This is a genomic window from Rhodoglobus galactosidasius (genome assembly GCF_054957775.1).
In genome coordinates this window covers 280,314-298,974 of record NZ_JBQIAV010000002.1, presented here as the reverse complement: position 1 = coordinate 298,974, position 18,661 = coordinate 280,314, and the positions used below count along the sequence as shown (strand labels likewise).

At 61.8% G+C, this 18,661-nt stretch carries 24 protein-coding genes; 13 read left to right on the top strand and 11 right to left on the bottom strand.

All coding sequences use genetic code 11. The features are described from left to right. The first annotated feature begins 1 nt into the window (after window position 1). The 3 genes from ACTJJW_RS04070 to ACTJJW_RS04060 are packed head-to-tail and all read left to right on the top strand — an operon-like array spanning window position 2 to window position 2,068. A complete protein-coding gene (locus ACTJJW_RS04070) occupies window positions 2-475 on the top strand; it encodes a ribose-5-phosphate isomerase (RefSeq protein WP_462642849.1) in 474 nt (157 codons plus the stop codon). Continuing rightward, on the top strand, window positions 468-1,232 hold the full coding sequence (locus ACTJJW_RS04065) for a triose-phosphate isomerase family protein (RefSeq protein WP_462642848.1): 765 nt from the start codon (window positions 468-470) through the stop codon (window positions 1,230-1,232). Before ACTJJW_RS04070 ends, ACTJJW_RS04065 begins: the two co-directional genes overlap by 8 nt. A gap of 29 nt (window positions 1,233-1,261) precedes the next feature. Next, complete coding sequence (locus tag ACTJJW_RS04060; RefSeq protein WP_462642847.1) at window positions 1,262-2,068, top strand: DeoR/GlpR family DNA-binding transcription regulator; 807 nt, start codon at window positions 1,262-1,264, stop codon at window positions 2,066-2,068. Between the two features lie 241 nt (window positions 2,069-2,309). Here ACTJJW_RS04060 and ACTJJW_RS04055 read toward each other — a convergent pair whose 3' ends face one another. Then, complete coding sequence (locus ACTJJW_RS04055) at window positions 2,310-2,909, bottom strand: TetR/AcrR family transcriptional regulator (RefSeq protein ID WP_462642846.1); 600 nt, start codon at window positions 2,907-2,909, stop codon at window positions 2,310-2,312. A gap of 143 nt (window positions 2,910-3,052) precedes the next feature. On the opposite strand from ACTJJW_RS04055, the gene ACTJJW_RS04050 reads away from it, so the two are divergent. The 4 genes from ACTJJW_RS04050 (at window position 3,053) to ACTJJW_RS04035 (ending at window position 5,587) form a co-directional block, all read left to right on the top strand. Next, window positions 3,053-3,853, top strand: a complete 801-nt coding sequence (locus ACTJJW_RS04050; protein WP_462642845.1) for an SDR family NAD(P)-dependent oxidoreductase — start codon at window positions 3,053-3,055, stop codon at window positions 3,851-3,853. Window positions 3,854-3,981: 128 nt separating this feature from the next. Next, window positions 3,982-4,437 carry a TlpA family protein disulfide reductase gene (locus tag ACTJJW_RS04045; protein WP_462642844.1) on the top strand — a complete coding sequence of 152 codons (456 nt, stop codon included), beginning with the start codon at window positions 3,982-3,984 and terminating at the stop codon, window positions 4,435-4,437. A 33-nt stretch (window positions 4,438-4,470) separates the two neighbouring features. Then, on the top strand, window positions 4,471-5,037 hold the full coding sequence (locus tag ACTJJW_RS04040) for a DUF4395 domain-containing protein (RefSeq protein ID WP_462642843.1): 567 nt from the start codon (window positions 4,471-4,473) through the stop codon (window positions 5,035-5,037). A gap of 67 nt (window positions 5,038-5,104) precedes the next feature. Next, window positions 5,105-5,587 (top strand): hypothetical protein, encoded by a 483-nt coding sequence (locus ACTJJW_RS04035; RefSeq protein WP_462642842.1) that lies wholly within the window; start codon window positions 5,105-5,107, stop codon window positions 5,585-5,587. On the opposite strand, the gene ACTJJW_RS04030 is transcribed toward ACTJJW_RS04035, so the two are convergent. Both ACTJJW_RS04030 and ACTJJW_RS04025 read right to left on the bottom strand, forming a co-directional pair. Continuing rightward, window positions 5,511-6,377, bottom strand: coding sequence for a cytochrome c biogenesis CcdA family protein (locus ACTJJW_RS04030; RefSeq protein ID WP_462642841.1), 867 nt, complete (start codon window positions 6,375-6,377; stop codon window positions 5,511-5,513). The two genes, ACTJJW_RS04035 and ACTJJW_RS04030, sit on opposite strands and share 77 nt — an antisense overlap. After that, window positions 6,378-7,130, bottom strand: coding sequence for a DsbA family protein (locus tag ACTJJW_RS04025; RefSeq protein WP_462642840.1), 753 nt, complete (start codon window positions 7,128-7,130; stop codon window positions 6,378-6,380). A gap of 81 nt (window positions 7,131-7,211) precedes the next feature. Here ACTJJW_RS04025 and ACTJJW_RS04020 point away from each other — a divergent pair, with 81 nt between their 5' ends. Genes ACTJJW_RS04020 through ACTJJW_RS04010 form a run of 3 tightly spaced genes read left to right on the top strand, consistent with a single transcriptional unit; the run spans window position 7,212 to window position 9,183 of the window. Continuing rightward, window positions 7,212-7,799 (top strand): hypothetical protein, encoded by a 588-nt coding sequence (locus tag ACTJJW_RS04020; protein ID WP_462642839.1) that lies wholly within the window; start codon window positions 7,212-7,214, stop codon window positions 7,797-7,799. Beyond that, a complete protein-coding gene (locus tag ACTJJW_RS04015) occupies window positions 7,796-8,185 on the top strand; it encodes a BlaI/MecI/CopY family transcriptional regulator (protein WP_462642838.1) in 390 nt (129 codons plus the stop codon). The genes ACTJJW_RS04020 and ACTJJW_RS04015 overlap by 4 nt, the downstream gene beginning before the upstream one ends. After that, window positions 8,182-9,183, top strand: coding sequence for a M56 family metallopeptidase (locus ACTJJW_RS04010; protein ID WP_462642837.1), 1,002 nt, complete (start codon window positions 8,182-8,184; stop codon window positions 9,181-9,183). The genes ACTJJW_RS04015 and ACTJJW_RS04010 overlap by 4 nt, the downstream gene beginning before the upstream one ends. 69 nt (window positions 9,184-9,252) lie before the next feature. Here the strand turns inward: ACTJJW_RS04010 and ACTJJW_RS04005 are convergent, their stop codons facing one another. Beyond that, the gene (locus tag ACTJJW_RS04005; RefSeq protein WP_462642895.1) at window positions 9,253-9,405 is read right to left on the bottom strand and encodes an integrase core domain-containing protein; all 153 of its coding nucleotides are present in this window, start codon (window positions 9,403-9,405) and stop codon (window positions 9,253-9,255) included. 206 nt (window positions 9,406-9,611) lie between these two features. Here ACTJJW_RS04005 and ACTJJW_RS04000 point away from each other — a divergent pair, with 206 nt between their 5' ends. Beyond that, window positions 9,612-10,184: a DUF4395 domain-containing protein gene (locus ACTJJW_RS04000; protein ID WP_462642836.1), complete on the top strand. Its 573-nt coding sequence runs from the start codon at window positions 9,612-9,614 to the stop codon at window positions 10,182-10,184. 30 nt (window positions 10,185-10,214) lie between these two features. Here the strand turns inward: ACTJJW_RS04000 and ACTJJW_RS03995 are convergent, their stop codons facing one another. Beyond that, the gene (locus tag ACTJJW_RS03995) at window positions 10,215-10,940 is read right to left on the bottom strand and encodes a tyrosine-protein phosphatase (protein WP_462642835.1); all 726 of its coding nucleotides are present in this window, start codon (window positions 10,938-10,940) and stop codon (window positions 10,215-10,217) included. Window positions 10,941-11,057: 117 nt separating this feature from the next. Here ACTJJW_RS03995 and ACTJJW_RS03990 point away from each other — a divergent pair, with 117 nt between their 5' ends. Both ACTJJW_RS03990 and ACTJJW_RS03985 read left to right on the top strand, forming a co-directional pair. Beyond that, entirely contained in the window at window positions 11,058-11,477 is a 420-nt protein-coding gene (locus ACTJJW_RS03990; protein WP_462642834.1) for a hypothetical protein, read from the top strand. Continuing rightward, window positions 11,470-11,922, top strand: a complete 453-nt coding sequence (locus tag ACTJJW_RS03985; protein ID WP_462642833.1) for a cytotoxic translational repressor of toxin-antitoxin stability system — start codon at window positions 11,470-11,472, stop codon at window positions 11,920-11,922. The genes ACTJJW_RS03990 and ACTJJW_RS03985 overlap by 8 nt, the downstream gene beginning before the upstream one ends. Window positions 11,923-11,958: 36 nt before the next feature. Here ACTJJW_RS03985 and ACTJJW_RS03980 read toward each other — a convergent pair whose 3' ends face one another. The 6 genes from ACTJJW_RS03980 to ACTJJW_RS03955 form a co-directional block, all read right to left on the bottom strand. Then, a complete protein-coding gene (locus ACTJJW_RS03980) occupies window positions 11,959-12,768 on the bottom strand; it encodes an HpcH/HpaI aldolase family protein (protein WP_462642832.1) in 810 nt (269 codons plus the stop codon). Further along, complete coding sequence (locus ACTJJW_RS03975; RefSeq protein ID WP_462642831.1) at window positions 12,753-13,538, bottom strand: fumarylacetoacetate hydrolase family protein; 786 nt, start codon at window positions 13,536-13,538, stop codon at window positions 12,753-12,755. Before ACTJJW_RS03975 ends, ACTJJW_RS03980 begins: the two co-directional genes overlap by 16 nt. Window positions 13,539-13,643: 105 nt before the next feature. Further along, window positions 13,644-14,801, bottom strand: a complete 1,158-nt coding sequence (hpaD, locus tag ACTJJW_RS03970; RefSeq protein ID WP_462642830.1) for a 3,4-dihydroxyphenylacetate 2,3-dioxygenase — start codon at window positions 14,799-14,801, stop codon at window positions 13,644-13,646. A gap of 28 nt (window positions 14,802-14,829) precedes the next feature. Then, window positions 14,830-16,347 carry a 5-carboxymethyl-2-hydroxymuconate semialdehyde dehydrogenase gene (gene hpaE, locus ACTJJW_RS03965; protein WP_462642829.1) on the bottom strand — a complete coding sequence of 506 codons (1,518 nt, stop codon included), beginning with the start codon at window positions 16,345-16,347 and terminating at the stop codon, window positions 14,830-14,832. Between the two features lie 13 nt (window positions 16,348-16,360). After that, window positions 16,361-17,053: a GntR family transcriptional regulator gene (locus ACTJJW_RS03960; RefSeq protein WP_462642828.1), complete on the bottom strand. Its 693-nt coding sequence runs from the start codon at window positions 17,051-17,053 to the stop codon at window positions 16,361-16,363. Then, entirely contained in the window at window positions 17,050-18,651 is a 1,602-nt protein-coding gene (locus ACTJJW_RS03955) for a fumarylacetoacetate hydrolase family protein (RefSeq protein ID WP_462642827.1), read from the bottom strand. Before ACTJJW_RS03955 ends, ACTJJW_RS03960 begins: the two co-directional genes overlap by 4 nt. Window positions 18,652-18,661: the final 10 nt, after the last annotated feature.

Here is an 18,661-nt window from a genome sequence, read left to right as displayed (position 1 = left end):
TATGGCCCCCACATGGCGTGTAGTCGTCGGATCTGACGAAGCTGGATTCCAATACAAAGAAACACTCAAAGCCGACCTCGAGAAGGACCCGCGGGTTTCAGAAGTCATCGACGTAGGTGTTGACGCTGAGGGTACCACCGCCTATCCAGCGGTGGCCATCGCAGCGGCAGAGAAAGTGCGCGACGGCGCTGCCGATCGGGCACTCTTGGTCTGCGGGACTGGGCTCGGCGTCGCCATCGCAGCTAACAAGGTTCCCGGCATTCGCGCGGTAACTGCGCATGACAGCTTCAGCGTCGAGCGCAGCGTTCTCAGCAACAACGCCCAGATTTTGACCTTCGGTCAGCGCGTCGTCGGATTGGAGCTCGCTCGACGACTTGCCAGAGAATGGCTGGGCTACGAATTCGATGAATCGTCCGCCTCTGCAGACAAGGTCGCTGTAATCGAAAGATACGAGAGCACCGGATCCTGTGGCTGACCCCCGAGCGCCCGTGACGCTGGGGGTGAGCCTCAAGCTCTACCTCGACGTCGACGCCAGCGTGGAGTGGGCGGTAACACTCAGGGAGGCGGCGAGTGGGCGCCCGTCTGTCATCTCAGGGCGCGTGCGTTTGTTTGTACTTCCCTCGCTTCCCGCACTCAGCGCCGTCATCGAAGTGCTTGCTGACTCACCCATCGCAGTGGGAGCCCAAGACCTCTTCTGGGAGGATCGTGGTGCCTACACAGGAGGAGTGAGCGGGGCGGATCTCGCGCGTCTCGGGTGCAGCTATGTAGAAGTCGGGCATGTTGAGCGGCGTCGCTTTTTTCAGGAAGACGACCTCACGGTCCGCCGAAAATTTGCCGCTGCTCTTCGTAACGGGTTAACCCCGGTGCTGTGTGTCGGTGAGGCGGAGCACATCGGCCCCGACATCGCGGCACAGCTGTGCATCGCGCAACTTGATTCGGCTATAGCGAATGCGACAGGGCTGCGTGACCTTGTCGTTGCATACGAGCCGGAGTGGGCAATAGGTCAAGCAGAGCCAGCACCGGCGGCGCACGTGGTGGCAGTGATCGAGAGACTGCGGCGACATATTGACGAGCTCGGGCTGGCTGATACTGCGGTAATCTATGGCGGCAGCGCAAAACCAGGTCTTCTCAGCGCCCTTGGGGGCGGGGCCGATGGTCTGTTCCTGGGAAGATTCGCCCACGATCCGGCGGCGTTCGCAAGCATCATTGACGAAGCCGCTGGGCTACGGTAGTGAAGATCAGGAGGTCATAGATGGCGAGCATGTCTTCTCACCTGCCCTCGCGAGCCGGCCGGCAGCACTCGCGGCAACTCGCGATCAGCGAAGTCGTCATGGCGGAGGGCTCGGTACGGATCGAGCAACTTGCTGAGCAATTCGGCATTAGTGCGATGACCATCCACCGTGACCTTGACGAACTCGAAGACCAGGGACTGCTGCGTAAGAGCCGAGGTGTAGCCACCGCAACCTCCACAGCCCTAGTGGAGTCAAGTGACGCCTATCGCGTCGGTCGCCAACATGCGGAGAAGGAGGCGATGGCGCTCGCCGCGATGGAATACATTGAGCCGAACCAGGCGATTATGCTCGATGACTCGACCTCTGTGTTAAACCTCATTCCACACCTGAACACCAAGACGCCACTCAAAGTCATTACAAATACGCTCACCATCATGAACGAGCTCCGCGGTACGAGGGGCATCGAGATAATCGGACTCGGCGGGGAGTACTACAACTGGTGTAGCGCCTTCATGGGGCGAATGACCGTGCGTGAGATCGCTGAGCTGCGTGCAGACCTCTTTGTGATGTCCACATCGGCCATCGTCGACGACATCTGCTTTCATCAGACCCTAGAAACCGTCGACGTCAAACGAGCAATGTTCGAGGCTGCCAGCATGAGGGTGCTCCTCGCCGACTCGACCAAGTTCGAGAAGCGAGCATTGCATGCCATGCTTCCGCTCTCCGATTTCGACGTCGTTATCGTGGATTCCGGGATCGACCACCGCCACGTGAACAGGTTGCGGGAGAAGGGCGTCAACGTGCAGATCGCACGTCGACCCTCTGTCGGACGCTAAACGAAACCTGCCTGCGCTCACCGGCGGGGTGTCATCCAACACGCTGCGCGTTGGAATAGCCTCCGTCTCCTGAATCATGGAGCGCGGTCGAGCAGAAGGGCGCTGATCATCCCGGTTTACGGCTAGATCTATGATGTAGCGACGGGGCGCCTCATTGAGGTGCCCGAGGCCACAGCGGCAGGCGCCGCGCTCTAGCTCGCACTCCTGCTCGGCGCCAACGCCCGCCTTGCGCGGCCCCGGTTCACCAGGTGTCGACGGTGACGTGCATGGCGTTGAGCTGCTGATGGATTTCGTTAGCGTCGGCGCCGGCCCGCATGACCACCTGGAGCCCCAGCAGGTAAGTCGTCAATAAGTCTGTGCGCGCTTGAATGAGCCCATGCTCGGCATTGGGCACTGCTCGCGCGACAAGGACGCGAAGGCAGCCGCCCATTTGTTGTCGGTAGTCGGCGGAGAACTCGTAGCCGGGCAGGGCGCCGCGGAGTTCGTTCGAGGCCATGACCATCAGGCAGCCGTCGCGACCGTGGGCGGAGACGGCATCCGCCTCAAAAAGGGTGAGGAAGTTGTGCACGCCCTCGATGCCGGGGCCGGCCTGCTCGATCATGTTGGTGAACATGGCGATGCGCTCGGCGAGGTAGCGGCGCAGCACTGTTGCGAAGAGTTCTTCTTTGCTGCCGAAGGTGCGGTAGAGGCTGGGTTTGTGAACGCCGCTGGCCTGCACAATGTCGTTCATTGAGGTCATGGTGTAGCCCTGACGCCAGAACATTGCCGTCAGTTCGGTCAGCACCGCTTCTTCATCGAAGAGGCGGGGGCGGCCGGTTGTGGCAGGGACGGTGGTGCTCATTTCTTCAGCTTACGGCGTTTCGGGGGAGTTTGGAACCTTTCGGTAGCAAAGCCCAGAACGCTATGGTACCGTTCGGTACATAACGAGAGTTTGTTTCTGGGTCGCCATCGCGGCCCGTCCCCATAATAGGAAGGATCCCCATAATGGATCTCAATAACCGTCGCGGAATTGTCACCGGAGCAGGCCAAGGAATCGGCCAAGCACTCGCCCTCGAGTTCGCCGCCAAGGGTGCACACCTACTGCTCGTCGGCCGCAAAGAAGAAACACTGCAGAAGACTGCGGATCTCGTGAAAGAAGCGGGCGGAACATCCGAAATTCTCGTCCAAGACTTGGGTAAGGCGGATGCTGCCGAGCGTGTAGTCGAGGCCGTGAAGTCGTGGGACTCGATTGACCTTCTCATCAACAACGCCGGCAACGTGCGCGCTGGCCGACTCGAAGAGTCCACCGCAGCAGAAGCCACCGCGATGATCGACCTCAACCTCACCGCACCAGTACTCCTCACTCAGGCACTGTTGCCACAACTGCGCACCAGCGGAGCAGCCAATGGGAGCCTCATCCTGAACATCTCAAGCGAGATTGCTCTTGTCGCCATGCCGTTCTACGCCGTCTACGCCGCCACCAAGTCAGGCCTCGCCGCCTTCGGCGAAGCGATGCGCCGCGAACTCCACGGCACCGGCGTTCACGTCGCAACCGTCTACCCGGGCGCCACCGACACCGCGATGATGAGCACCCAGAACGCCGACTGGAAGCGTCGCCCCGTCTTGGATGTTGTCGCCCAGGTCATGACCGGACTCGCCGACGGCGAGCACGAGATCAACGCTTCGGCGCCCGACGGTCGAGGAATGCAGGAACTCAACCACGCCAACCCCCTCGCTGTCGACGCCGCCATGGCTCCCGGACTCGCAGACATGGAAGCTGCCGTGAAGGACCACATCAGCATCTAGCCGTAATTGTTCCGAGGGGTGCCACATTTCTGACGCTCCTAGGAATATCCGGGGTCGCATTCGACTTGGCTTGAGTAACTTCTCGTCACACTTCGTCCACGCGCTTGAACCCCCAATACTCTTGAAAGGTGAACGCCTTGGAAACCCTGACTGTGCTGCTCGGCCTGGTAGCTTTATCCACCGCACTGGGTCTGGTTTGGCATGCCCTGACCGGCCGCATCCAGCGAACCCGAACTAGTGCAACGGATGCTGACAACCGCATCTCTATCGCCGGTGCCCCCGAGTTCGGAACCCGCGTCACCCTGCTCCAGTTCTCCACCGAGGTCTGCACCCCCTGCAAGACAACCCACACCCTTCTCAGCGGTCTCGCGAACGAACTTGACAACGGAACCGGCGCAGTCGTTCACGTCGACATCGACGTGACATCACGGCCCGAGATCGCGAACCAGTTCAACCTGCTGCAGTCGCCAACCACGTTCATCCTCGATGGCAATGGTGTACTGCAGGCCCGCATCGGCGGCGCCCCCAAGATCAACGACGTACGTGCCGAACTCGACCGGATGCTCAGCCCGGTCCTTGTCTAACGAGCACTAGAGACAGCGAAGATAGCGACGACAATGACCTCGAATGACAAACGCACGCCCGAAGCGACCCAACTTTCCGGCTCGAAGGCAGCCCTGGGTGCCAAGCCCGGACAAGCCGGGGTCGACCCGCGCGGTCCCCGTTTCGGTGCCGGAATCACCGCAGCGCTCCTGCTCACCGTGGTTGGGTTGGGTTTGGATGCTGCTGCATCGCTACCTGCCTCAATGGGGGAGCGGGCCACCCAGCCGGCCTTCATTCTGTTCAGCGTCATTGCTGCACTCTTCGCTTGGGGAGCCTTCGCCGGCATCCAGCGTCACCCCTACGGAGTGTTTTTCAAAGCAGTGATTCGCCCGCGCCTGAGTGCGCCGAGCCACCTCGAAGACCCGCGACCACCAACGTTCTCGCAGGGTGTCGGATTCGTCATCACTGTGATCGGCATCGTGCTGCACCTCGCCGCCGTGCCCTACGCCCTCGTGATTTTTGCGGGCATGGCCTTCATCGCCGCATTCCTCAACTCGGTCTTCGACTACTGCCTCGGATGCCAGCTCTACGTGCTGCTCGCTCGCGCTGGCGTGGTTGGCCGCGCCCGCTCCTCTTCCTAGGCTCACGAGAGGGGCTCCACGCGGAGCTAACCGCCTAACGTGCGGGTCGCTCCGATAAGTTGGAAGCATGCAACGCACGAGCCTCGCCCTTCGCCTTGTCACTCCCGCAATCTGGCTGGGGCTGATCATTGCCATCTCCTTCTTGGAGACGCCGCTGAAGTTTCAGGCACCCGGCATCACGCTCGAGCTAGGGCTTGGAATTGGGCGTCTCGTATTCTTCGCCATGAACATGACCGCATTGGCACTCGTCGCAATACTGACGGCCGCTATGATCCGACCACGCGCCTCACGACTGCAATGGGGGCTACTGATCGGGCTGTGGGCGGTTCTGCTGACCGAAGTGCTGATCATCCGCCCGCCGCTCAATGCGAGAACGGATGCGGTGCTCGCCGGGCAAGAAACCGCCGGCTCACTCTGGCACTACTTCTACATCGCCGCCGATGGCACCATATTCTTGTTGCTGATCGTCTTCGTTATTGTGACCGCTCGACAGCTGATTCCTGCGGTCGCGCCGGAACAATCCGTCGACGCCTCATGCCCCAGACCGTGAGCACGATAGCAGCCACCATGAGGATCGCGACCATGTCGACGAGGGGGTTAGCGAGCACGGCTCCGCGTTCCTGCATCCACACCTGCACGTCGGTCGGGATGAGAGTCGGCAGGCTGACGAGACCGTTGGTGAACCAGAACAGGGCACCAACCGCAACGATGAGAGTTCCGGTGATGACCGAGGTGCTGTGCAATTCGCGGCCAAGCACTGTGAAGGTTCGCCCGCGCAGCATGCGTCGCCCGCGGGCGCTCATTTTCTGCCAGAGGGCTGCGATCACAACCAGCGGCACGACCATTCCGAGGCCGTAGATGGCGAGTAGTGCTCCAGCATTCCAGAGGTTGCTTTGACCGAAAGCGAGGGTGAGGATGGCGCCAAGAATTGGTCCGGCACAGAATCCGGCGACACCGCCAACAGCACCCAGCAGAAGGGTTCGCACGAGACCTGTGCGCGCGGATGCCGACTCCTGCAGCTTGGACGCACCGGGGAGCATCCGGGACAGATCGAATCCGAAGCCAAAGATTTGAGCGATGCCCAGAATGACCAGCACCACGGCGGTCACCGCAATGATCAGGCCACGCTCCGAGACGAGAAGCGAACCCAGCGCACCCAGCCCAAGGCCGAAGGGTACGAGGGTGAGAGCGAGCCCGAGGTAGAAGACGGCTCCGTGGACAAGCAGTTGCATCTTCGTGCCCACGGTGGAGGCAAAGAATGCGGGGAGGAGAAGCGCGCTGCAGGGGCTCAGCAGCGCGAGCATCCCGCCCAGAAACGCGGTCAGTAAACCGATCTCCATTTATTGCCCGTTTTCTGCCGCAGCGAGGGCACTCTCCACGGCATCCACGAACACCTCGGTGGGTTGCGCGCCAACGATGGGAACCCCATTGAGGATGAAGGAGGGGGTTCCGGTGACACCGAGTTGGCGTGCCTCCTCAGCACGTTTATTGATTGTCTCAACGACCGCGGGGGAGTCCATGTCGGCAGCGAACTGCTCGGCGTCTAGGCCGAGTTCGGTGGCAAGAGCGACGAGAGCGTCCTTGGTCAGTTCCGCTTCGGGGAGGTGTTCACCGCTGGGGTACAGCGCGTCATGGAATTCCCAGAACTTTGATTGGAGACCCGCTGCGTGGGCGGCGCGAGAGGCGCGCTCGGATGGTTTCCCATACATATTGATGTCTCGCCATTCGATGCGAAGATCTCCGGCATCGGCGTATTCCATCATCGTCGGCAGCGTGTTTTGCGTCCATTTTGCACAGAAGGGGCACTGATAGTCGGAGAAGACGATGAGTCCAACCGGGGCATCGACGGGACCTGCCGCTTGCACATCGGCGGGGTCGCGATACTCGAACTGGGTGAGGTCAGGCTGCTCGGAGGGGGCGGCGGTATTACTGTCACCGGATTCGCTGATCGCACCGGCTGGAGTCTGATCGGGACGCAACTGCAGGATCACAGTGGCGAGGAGCAGGCCGGCGATCACGATGATGCCGATGGGAACGAGCCAGCTCCGTGCTCCGCGATTCTTTCGACCGGTGGGGCTTGCCTGTTCACTCATCAATAATCCTCTCGGGGCAACATCAACTATCCAACATAGTCGACTATGCAGGATAGTAGCCAATCAGGCATAGTGGTAAGTATGAATTTCACCCATCGCTGGCTTGTCGCGTCACAAGAGTCTCTAGTGTTTGCCGGGCAGGCGCTCCGGGTGTGGACACCGCGGCAGATTTTCGCCGCAGCACTCGCAATGATCGTGGTCGGCGTTGTTATCGGCATCGCGACGGTACTGATCCCCAACAGCCTCTTCACCCGTGAGATTTCGCCGGTGTGGTGGAACTACCCCGTGTGGATCGTCACTTCCGTGATGTCGGGCATCCTTATCGCCACCTATGTTCGCCCGTACGGCCGCGCGGCGAGCGTCGATTTAGGTGCATCGGATGCTGAAGAAGCGGTGTCGATGCCTGCCTCAGCCGACCGCGAAGAACGCCGCACCGGACGCTTCGCCCTCACCGGCGGCATGCTCGCCTGGTTCGCAGTTGGATGCCCGGTCTGCAACAAGATCGCCCTGCTCGCCCTCGGCTACACGGGCGCATTGACCTGGTTCGCGCCGCTCCAGCCGTTCCTAGCGGGAGGCGCACTCGTCTTTACTGCTGTGGCCATGGTGTGGCGACTGCGCGGTCAGGTTGCCTGCCCGGTCACTATCCCTCGCGAAGCGGTCACCGTATGAGTGACGAACCACGCTCCGAACCACCGTGCCGACCACTGCCATTGGGCAGTTTGGAACAGCACGTGATGGACGCGCTGTGGGATGACGGGCCGCTGAGCATCCGCGACGTCATCACGCGCCTCGGCGAAAAGCACGCCTATACGACCATTGCCACGGTTCTGGGAAACCTTGACCGCAAGGAGCTTGTGGTCTCCGAACGCGAAGGTCGAGCCGTGAAATATGCGGCTCGCTGTACGCGTGAGCAACACACAGCGCGCCTGATGGAGGTCGCCCTCGACACCAGTCGCGATCGTGCCACTGCGATTCTGCACTTTGTCGATTCGATCGACCCGCACGATCTCAAACTCCTTCGTGACTACCTCGCACAGCAGGATAAACTCGCGTGACCGCATTACTCTTGCCTGTTCTACTCGCCACAACACTCGTAGCGACAATGCTGGCCGGACCGAAGCTCGTGCAGGCTGCAGCTCCCGCCCTCATGCGGGCACCCCGCGCGGCGATCGCGCTGCTGCTCGGCGCCGTCGCGCTCTGGTTGATGGCCTCGGCCGCATTGAGCCTCATGCTGGCGTGGATGTTCACCGGACCCGCCATTCTGCCGGAGACCATCACGGGAGTCTGTCAGCGCTGTATCGCTGCGGCCACACCCTTCCCCTCTGCTGGCGTGGTCGCCACCGTCATCCCCTCTGCAATTCTCATCTTCTTACCCGCTCTCGCTCTGGCTACGCTCATTGCTGTCGCCGTCGTTCGCGGGCTGCGTCGCGGGCGAGCAACAGCAGCAACCGCGCGTGACATTGCGGCGCGGGCGCAACGTGCCAGGCTCCACGGACACCAGGTCCTCGTGACTCAAGACCCGCACCCGACCGCGTTCTCTCTCCCGCAACACCACGGCGGAATCGTGATCTCCGACACCCTGAGTGCGGCACTCCGTACCGAAGAACTCGTGGCGGTTCTTGCCCACGAACGCGAGCACGTGCGCGCACACCACCACCTCATCCATGCCGCCCTCGATGTCGTGGTTGCGCCCCTGCGCTGGTTGCCACTCATGGCGGCCGTTATCAATGCGGTGCCGCACTACCTTGAAATTGCAGCGGATGATGCGGCTCGCCGCTCGGTAGGAACACCAGCGCTAGCAAGCGCATTGCTCAAGCTGGGGGAGCCACAAGTCGGCATCACCGCTCAGCCGGATCGCCACACCGTCGGCGCGCTCCTCCACGCCGCAGGCCCCAATCGCATCGGCCACCTGATTACACCGCCATCGATCCGTACGGCCATCGCCCCCATCGCCGCCCTCGGCGCCGTTGCTATCGCATTTGCGGTAGTAGCCACCGCGGTTCACGGGCCGTACCTTTACGTCATCGCCGCAGGTTGCCACATCCCGCTCTGATGCGGAGCAAGATGGTGAGCGGGTGTTCCACCCGTATGACTAACGACTAGCTGTGCAACTGACGGAGGCCTATGACAGTGGGCCTTGGGTTTTCTGTTTGAGGTGTTCGTAGGATGTGCTGCCTGCGAGGGCGCCGTGGGGTCGATCGTCGTTGTAGTAGTCCTCCCATTGCTGCAGTTTGTCGTTGAGTTGGGGTGTGGCCGAACTGGCACAGTCGTTCATCACGTCGACATCGATGTGACTTCGCGGCCCGAGATTGCGAACAAATTCAACCTGTTGCAGTCGCCAACACGTTCATCCTTGATGGCGACGGTGTGCTGCAGGCCCGCATCGGCGGCACCCCTAAAATCGGCGACGTGAGAGCCGAACTCGACCGGATGCTCAGCCCGGTCCTGCACTAGCGACCCACATTGACGAGGAGGACAACAATGACCACCAACTCGAAGCAACCCCGCACCCCCGAGCAGACACAACTTTCCCATTCGAAGGCGGCCTTGGCTGCTAAGCCGGGACACGACGGGATCGACCCGCGCGGCCCCCGCTTCGGTGCCGGCATCACGGCGGTCCTGCTGCTCACCGTGATCGGTCTAGGTTTGGGCGCTGCTGCGTCGCCACCCGCTTTGATCGGGGCGAGAGCCAGCCAGCCGGCCTTCATCCTGTTCAACATCATTGCTGCCCTTTTCGCCTGGGGAGCGTTCGCGGGGATCAAGCGACACCCCTATGGCTTGCTCTACAAAAGCACCCTTCGTCGTTGGTTGAGCGCGCCTAGCCACCTCGAAGATCCGCGGCCGCCAACGTTCTCGCAAGGTGTCGGTTTCGCCGTAACCGTGATCGGCATCGTGTTGCACCTCGCGGCCGTACCCTACGCGCTCGTCGTCGCTGCAGAATTCGCATTCGTCGCCGCATTCCTGAACTCGGTGTTCGACTACTGTGTCGGCTGCCAGATCTACGTGCTGTTAGTTCGAGCTGGCTTAGCTGGTCGCGGTCGCTCCGCAGCCTGAGCTGACGGAGCGTCTCCTCGGCGCTGCTAGCTATGCTTCGGTGAGCAGTGCACGCAAAGCCGAGCGACTATACGCCGATACGTGCAGCAGGTTGAAAATTTCGTCAGTGTGTGCGGCTGTGTCCCGAACAATAGGCAGTTTGTCGAGCATCCATTGGTCAACTTCTTTGCGGGACCGCACTTTCTGAGGCTCCACTTCGGGCGCGAGCTGCGCAACTGCGGCCATCGCGTGAACAGAAGCGGCGTAATCGGCTGCCACAGCGTTGGGATCAACTCCGGCGTTGCCGAGAAGGAGGGCGCTGATCATCCCGGTGCGGTCTCGTCCTGCGCTGCAGTGCACGAGCATGCCTGGTTGTGCGGATGCGATTGCTTCGAGCGCACCGCGCACGAGTTGGGGTTGGAGTCGCCAGTTGTGCGCCCAGTATTCGGGGGAGTCGAGGATGGGGGCACAGACTCGCATGAACTCGGCGTCGTCTTGATCTTCGGTTGGTGCATTCACGATCGTGATGCGGGCGAAGGTTTCTGCCGAAACGGCGGGGTCACCTTCGCCCGCACCGACCTCGTAGGCGCAACGGATATCCACTACTGAGGCGAGACCCCACGCGCGTGCCGCACCCCAACCGGCTGCGGTGAGTAGTTCTCGGCGCGGGCCTCGTGCGATCCGGCCGGTGGCAGTAAACCCAGTGCTGGAGAGGGCGGTCGGCAGGCTACCCAAGTCGCGGACGTTGATGTAGCCATCCCAGGCGAGATCGATCATCGCCTCAGTGTACAAAAGACGAAGCTCGTCAAGGGGCTAGCCTCCGACACGCACAATGACGTAGGATGTACGTGACGTACACGATGTACGCACGTCATTTTCATGGAGAAGGTCATAATGTCACTCGTCGCCGATTACGGCTCGTTTACCGCTACACGTACGCATCTCAAGGATGTGTTCGATGCGAATGCGCGCGGCCGGACGGTTACTGTTCAAAGAGATGGCGAAGTTTCTGTTGTCTTGCCCGTAGAACGTTTGCGGTCATATTTCTTCCGCACGGTGTCACCTAGCGTGAGTCTCTCTCGCGAAGACGGCCGAACTGTAGCACTGATGGAGGGTCGCCCCTTTGTCTCAGAAGGCGCAACGGTCGATGATGCTCTTACGGATTTGGTGATGTCTCTTCGCGAGTATGCAGAGGATTGGGAAGCGCGACTTGAGCGGGCTCCCAACCATGCAAGCAATTGGGCGCTCGTGCAACTCGTGAAGTTGTCAACTGATGAGCAGCTTCTTGACTGGTTTGAGCGCGGCGGTGAGTAAATACCCGGCCGCAACGCGAGAACATCACGACGACTTTTGCACAATAGAGAACTGGGAACTCGTGCGCGGGGCTGCTGGCAAACCAGTAAGTCATCATCGCACCTATGAGTTGTCGCTGTGGGATGGGCGCATTCTCAGGACACGCATTTCGAAACCGGTCAATTCGTCAACGTACGGTGTGAGCATGTGGGCGCACATTCTTCGAGAGCAGCTCGCCGTCGACCGAGACACCTTTTTGGCTTGTGTACGCAAACAGATATTGCCTGACCGTGGCCAGCCGCGAATTGTTGTTTCCCGCGATCCGCTGCCGCTCTACCTAGTTAGGGCGCTCAGCGGCCACGGCATCGACGAAGATACGATTCTCGCGCTTACGGCAGCCGAAGCGGTGAAGTTGCTCCACGAGAAAGAAGCTGAACGGTTCAACGCTGGGGATGGCAACGCCTAATTGCCGCGCGTGATCGTTGTGCATGAGTCAGTGCTGTTAATAGCTTGGTCGGGCAGTATCGCTGTTGTCTGTAGATGACACCCAGCGCTCCGCGAAAGCTTCGGATCCGCGCGCGAGGAGTGAGACGTCTGCTCCGACGACGATGAAGTCCGCGCCGGCATCAAGGTAGGACTGCGCCGTGACGGGATCGAAGGCGTTCACCCCTACCGGTTTGCCGGACTGGTGCACGGCGTCGAATGTACGATGAACGGCGGAGACAACATCCGGATGCGTCTGCCGACCGAGCAGTCCCATCGATGCCGATAAATCGGAAGGGCCGACGAAAACCGCGTCAACGCCGTCGACTGCGGCAATCTCTGCGGCGGAGTCGATGGCCGCAGCCGTCTCGATCTGCACAATCAGTGAGATGTGTTTGTCGGCATCGGTGAGGTAGTCATCGACGCGGTTCCAGCGGGCAGAGCGCGCGAGAGCACTCCCAACACCGCGCCGCCCTCTCGGCGGGTACCTCACCGCTTCGACGGCCTCCCGCGCCTGATCGGCGGACGAGATCATCGGCACGAGAAGGTTCTGGGCTCCAATATCGAGCACCTGCTTAATGACGGTGGCATCGGCATTCGGCACCCGCACCACGGGGGTCACCGGATACGCTGCCGCAGCCTGCAGCTGGGCGAGGGTTGATTCCACGCCATTCGCCGAGTGCTCCATGTCGATGAGCAGCCAGTCGAGACCCGAGCCGGCACAAATCTCGGCGACAAGGGCACTTCCTGTGCACACCCACATCCCAGTTAGAGGGCGGGATGACTCGGCCAACCGGTCGCGGAAGGTCGGAGCTAGACGAAGCGACATGTGATCGTCCCCAATTCTCGGAAGTCGGCAAGCACAGTATCGCCCGGATAAACCCACATCGGGCGGGTAAACGACCCGGCAAGAACAATTTCGCCGACCTCGAGCCGGTCACCGTGCTGGGCAAGCTTGTTCGCCAGCCACGCGACACCCGTCGCAGGATGGTTCAGCACCGCTGCGGCAACACCGGATTCCTCGATCACCTCGTTGCGATACAACAGCGCGGAGATCCACCGCAAGTCAACCTCGTCTGGGCGTACCGGATTGCCGCCGTAGACCATACCGCCGAGCGCGGCGTTGTCGCTGATGGTGTCGACGATGGTTCGCCCCTCCATCTCGATGCGCGAACTCAAGATCTCCAGCGCGGGAACAACGTACTCGGTCGCGCGCATCACATCGAAGATGGTGGCATCCGGACCTTCAACGGGATGGGCGAGAACAAACGCCAGCTCCACCTCGATGCGCACGTTTGAGAACCGTGCGTGATCGATGACCGCACCGTTCTCATACACCTGATCGGCGAAGATCGACCCGTAGTCCGGCTCGGTAATGCCGGTGGCAACCTGCATTACCTTTGAGGTGAGTCCGATCTTGCGCCCGACCGGACGACGGCCAGCATCGATTCCACGGCGGCGCCACTCGTTCTGTACAGCGTAGGAGTCCTCCACCGTCATGCCTTCGTGGCGCTTCGTCAGCAGCGGCACCATCGTGCGGTCGCGCTCTGCTTGGGCCAGCTCATCCGCGATCCCTGCAATGGTCTTTGGACCTAGCATCCGTCGTTCCTTTCTCCCGTAAGACTTCTCCCGTAAGACTTCACCCGTGCACGGTCGCCGCTGAGCGGCCCCGTGCGATTATGAAGTTTCGCGCTTGGTGTGAGGTTAGAGCTGGTGGCCGAGCTTGTACTCGCCCTGCTTCCACGCCGGGAGGTCATCGCGCTCGTCGCCCTTGCGAGTGTACGAGAAGCCGTCTGCACCGATGGTTACCGCCATCTCAGACGTGTCGGTTCGCGCCACGACCGGCTGTGGGTTGCCATCGAGGTCGAGTACTAGCGAAGCGTCTGTGTACCAGGAGGGGACCACCGGGTTGCCCCACCAGTCACGGCGCTGGTTGTCGTGCACGTCCCACGTGACGACCGGGTTGTCGGGATCGCCGGTGTAGTAATCCTGCGTGTAGATCTCGATGCGGTGCCCGTCGGGGTCGCGCAAGTACAGGTAGAACGCATTCGAGACTCCGTGGCGGCCTGGGCCACGCTCGATTGCATTCGAACGGCGGAGCGCGCCGAGCTTGTCGCAGATGGCGATGATGTTGTGTTTCTCGTGCGTGGCGAACGCGACGTGGTGCATGCGCGGACCGTCGCCGCCGGTCATGGCGGTGTCGTGCACGGTCGGCTTGCGGCGCATCCACGCAGCGTAGATCGTACCCGCTTCGTCTTGGATGTCCTCAGTCACCCGGAACCCGAGGTCTTCCATGTACGCGACCGCGCGTGGCACATCCGGCGTCACCTGATTGAAGTGGTCCAGCCGCACTAGTGCGCCAGGGGTGTATAGCTCGTACCGCCATGCCAGGCGTTCGACATGCTCAACATCGTAGAAAAACTCATACGGAAAGCCGAGCGGGTCTTCAACGCGCACTGAATCGCCGATGCCCTTGGTGAAGCCCTCCGCACGGCGCTCCACGCGGCAGCCGAGTTCCTCGTAAAATGCGACCGCCTTGTCGAGCTCTTCGGGGGAGCGCACACGATATGAGAACGCTGCAACAGCCGCGACCGGACCCTTACGCAACACAAGGTTGTGGTGGATGAACTCTTCCATCGACCTCAGGTAGACAGTGTTCTCATCTTCCTCGGTGACGACGAGATCCAGCACGTCGACGTAGAAGGCACGGGATACCGCCAGGTCGGTGACGACAATCTCCATGTACGCGCAGCGCAGGATGTCGGGGGCCGGGGCGTGTGGTGTCGCAATCCGGTTTGATGCGGGGATTGGATCCTCCACAGTGATGACGGGTTCTGGCGAATTGGGGGTGATAGTACTCATGTCAGCGTCCTTGCTTCTCGTGGTTGGGTCATTCCTCCGACTTGCCGAAGGTGGGGTTGTGTACGGCACCGAGCGTGATGTGCACGGCCTGTTGGTCGGTATAGAAGTCGATCGAGCGGTAGCCGCCTTCGTGACCGAGCCCGGATGCCTTCACTCCGCCGAAGGGGGTGCGGAGATCCCGCACGTTGTTCGAATTCAGCCACACCATGCCGGCCTCGATTGCCTGCGAGAAGTTGTGCGCGCGCTTGAGATCATTGGTCCAGAGGTATGCGGCAAGACCGTACTTGACTCCGTTGGCAAGTTCCAGCGCCTCGTCGTCGGTGTCAAAGGGGGTGATCGCCACGACCGGTCCGAAGATCTCCTCTTGGAAGATTCGCGCATCCGGTACCACATCGGCGAAGACGGTCGGCGCAACAAAGTTTCCCGTGTCGAAGCCGTCGGGGCGGACGCCGCCAGCGACGAGGCGCCCCTCTGACTTGCCGATTTGGATGTAGCTCATGACCTTGTCGTAGTGCTCGGGATGCACGAGCGCCCCAACCTCGGTCTTCGGGTCATGGGGGTATCCGACGATCACGCGCTTCGCCTGTGCGGCGTATCGCTCGACGAACTCCTCGTAGATCGACCGTTCCACGAGGATGCGGCTGCCTGCCGTGCACCGTTCGCCGTTGAGCGAGAAGACTCCGAAGATGGTTGCGTCGATGGCCGCATCGAGGTCGGCATCGGCGAAGACGATCGCGGGCGACTTGCCACCGAGCTCCATCGAAAGGCCCTTGAGGTAGGGCGCGGCGTTGGCGAAGATCAGCTGACCGGTGCTGCTCTCGCCAGTGAACGAGATGAGAGGGACGTCGGGATGCTTCACGAGTGCATCACCGGCGTCTTCGCCAAGACCGTTGACCAGATTGAAGACTCCCTGGGGAAGCCCTGCCTCTTCGAAGATGCCGGCCCAGAGTGAGGCGGAAAGGGGCGTGAATTCCGCCGGCTTGAGCACGACGGTGTTACCCGTGGCCAGCGCCGGACCGAGCTTCCACGACTCCAGCATGAATGGAGTGTTCCATGGCGTGATCAAGCCCGCGACGCCGATCGGCTTGCGGTTGACGTAGTTGATCTGGCGACCGGGCACCTTGTAGGTGTCATCGGACTGAGCCACGATGAGGTCTGCGAAGAAGCGGAAGTTCTCGGCGGCTCGACGAGCTTGTCCGAGCGCCTGGGTGATCGGAAGACCGGAGTCGAAGCTCTCCAGTTCGGCGAGGCGGGCATCGCGAGACTCGACGATGTCGGCAATGCGGTGGAGAATGCGCGAGCGCTCACGCGGCAGCATCTGTGGCCAGGGGCCTTCGGTAAATGCACGCTTGGCTGCGGCGACCGCGAGGTCGATGTCGGCCTTCTTACCGGCAGCCGCCTGCAGGTAGGTCTCGTTCGAGACCGGGTCGAGCACATCAAACGTGTCGCCGTCGACGGAATCGACAAACTCGCCATCGATGTAGTGCTGGATGCGCGTGGGCAGGTCTACGGGGAGGTGCTGAGTTTTCAGTGTGGTGTCGGTCATGGAGGCCTCCGGATCAGTGGGAGTGGGGGTGAGGGGTTGCGCCGTCGCGTAGCCGAGCGGCGGTGAGCGCATCGCTGGTGCGTCGTCGGTGGTTGCGCGCCGCTAGCTCGATTTCGAGTGGATCGGCGTTGTCGCGAATAAGGGCGAGGATCGTGGTGTGCTCTTCTACAGATTGGTTCGCGCGGCTGGGCACGAACGAGAACGTGGAGTCGCGTAGTCCAGAAAGTTGGGACCAGCCGCGGTAGACCAGTTCGCGCAGTTGTACGTTGGGGCAGGGCTCGAACAGCACCGAGTGGAATTGCTGGTTGAGTGTCGTGAACATGTGCGCATCGAAATGGTCGAGGAGGCGGTACATCCGGTCGTTGATCTCACTGGCTCGTGCGAGGTCGTCGGCGGTGAGTAGTGGTGCGGACAGTGCAGTCGCTGCACCCTCGACGATCCCGAGGGTGAGCATGGTGTCGGCGTACGCATCCGGGTCGACGAGCGAGACGCGCGCGCCGACGTTGCGCTCAAAGGTGACCAGACCCTCGGCCTCAAGTCGGCGGATTGCCTCGCGAACAGGAACAACACTCATGTCGAGCCCGTCTGCGATCGGGCCGAGCACGAGACGAAAGCCTGGGCCGTACTCGTGGCGGGCGATTCGTTCGCGGATCCACTGGTAGGCGTGCTCGGACTTGCTGGTGGAGTGTAGCGTCGTCTCGCTCACAGTGCTCCGCCCTTCGTGCTGTCGTGGTCGAGTGGGCGAGCTTCGTACTTCGCACGCCATTCGGCGTTCATGGGGAATAGCCCATCGAGCGGATGCCCGGCGGTCACCTGCTCGGCGACCCAAGAATCCTCTTCCTCCTGCGTGAGGGCAGCATTCACGACTTCTTCGACGAGGGACGGGGGGATGACGATCACACCGTCGCTATCGCCGACGATTACATCGCCGGGTTGTACGGTCGTGCCGCCGCAGCCGATCGTGATGTCGTGGTCCCACGGCACATGTTTGCGGCCGAGAACGGCAGGGTGGGCACCATTGGAGTAGATCGGGAGGCCGACGGCCGCCACGGCATCGTAGTCGCGCACTCCACCGTCGGTAACGATGGCCGCGGCGCCCTGGGCATTGGCGCGGAGTGCGAGGACGTCGCCGAGGGTGCCTGATCCGGGCTCACCGCGAGCTTCGATGACGATCACTTCGCCCTCGCCGACCGCGTCGAATGTGCGCTTCTGGGCGTTGTACCCGCCGCCGTGCGAGGTGAACAGGTCTTCGCGCCCAGGAACGAAGCGGAGGGTCTTCGCGGTGCCGACGATCTTGACGCCCGGATGCATCGGTCGCACCCCGTCGATTGTGACGTTGTTCAGGCCTCGCTTGCGCAACTGTGCAGACAGGGCCGCGACGGGGACTGCTTCGAGCTTGCGCCGAAGTTCCGCGCTGAGCCACGATGGCGCATTCGTTGTCTCCGACAATGCACTCTCGCGGGAATCGGCTGCAGTTTCGCGGGTGGGGAGGGCAGTGGCGCCGGCGGCGGGAGAGCCCCATGCCTCGCCTCGTTGGGTGTCATCGACCGAGGGGAGTGAGCCGAGAGTGGGGTCAAATTCTGCCTCACCCTGGGTCACCGTGGTCACGAGCCTGCCTGAAGTTGGGGCGGCGGCGGCGGCGGCGGCGGCGGTCGGTGCATCCACCTCTACCTCCACGATGTCTCCGGAGAGAACGACAGATGAACCGGCGGGCGTGCCCGTGAGGATGACGTCTCCCGGCTCAAGGGTGAAGTGCTGCGAGAGGTCTGCCACCAGCTGGGGGAGCGAGAAGAGTAAGCCTGACGTGGTGTCGTCTTGGGCAAGCTCGCCGTTCACCCACGTGCGTACTCGCAGTGCGGCGGGGTCGACCGCGTGCGCGTTGATGAGCATCGGTCCGATCGGAGTGAAGCCGTCGCCACCCTTAGAACGCACGTTCGAGCCCTTGTCGTTCGTGCGCAGATCATAGAGACCGAAGTCGTTCGCCGCGGTGACGGCAGCGACGTGCGACCATGCCTCCTCAAGCTTCACGCGTCGGGCGCGTGCTCCGATTACTATGGCGATCTCACCCTCGAATGCGAGCAATTCGGTACCGGCGGGGCGTTCGATGGTGCCCCCGGAGGCAGCGACCGAACTGGACGGCTTGAAGAAGTACGACGGGTGGGTGGGGCGACGGCCGCGCTGCTCGGCGCGCGATACATAGTTCAGGTGGATGGCGACGATTTTGCCCGGGCGACCGGGGAGGGCGGTGAAGCGGTTGTCGTCAGCATTCACCATCGAGCTGCTGACTGCGGTGTCGTCGTTCATTAGTTCCCTC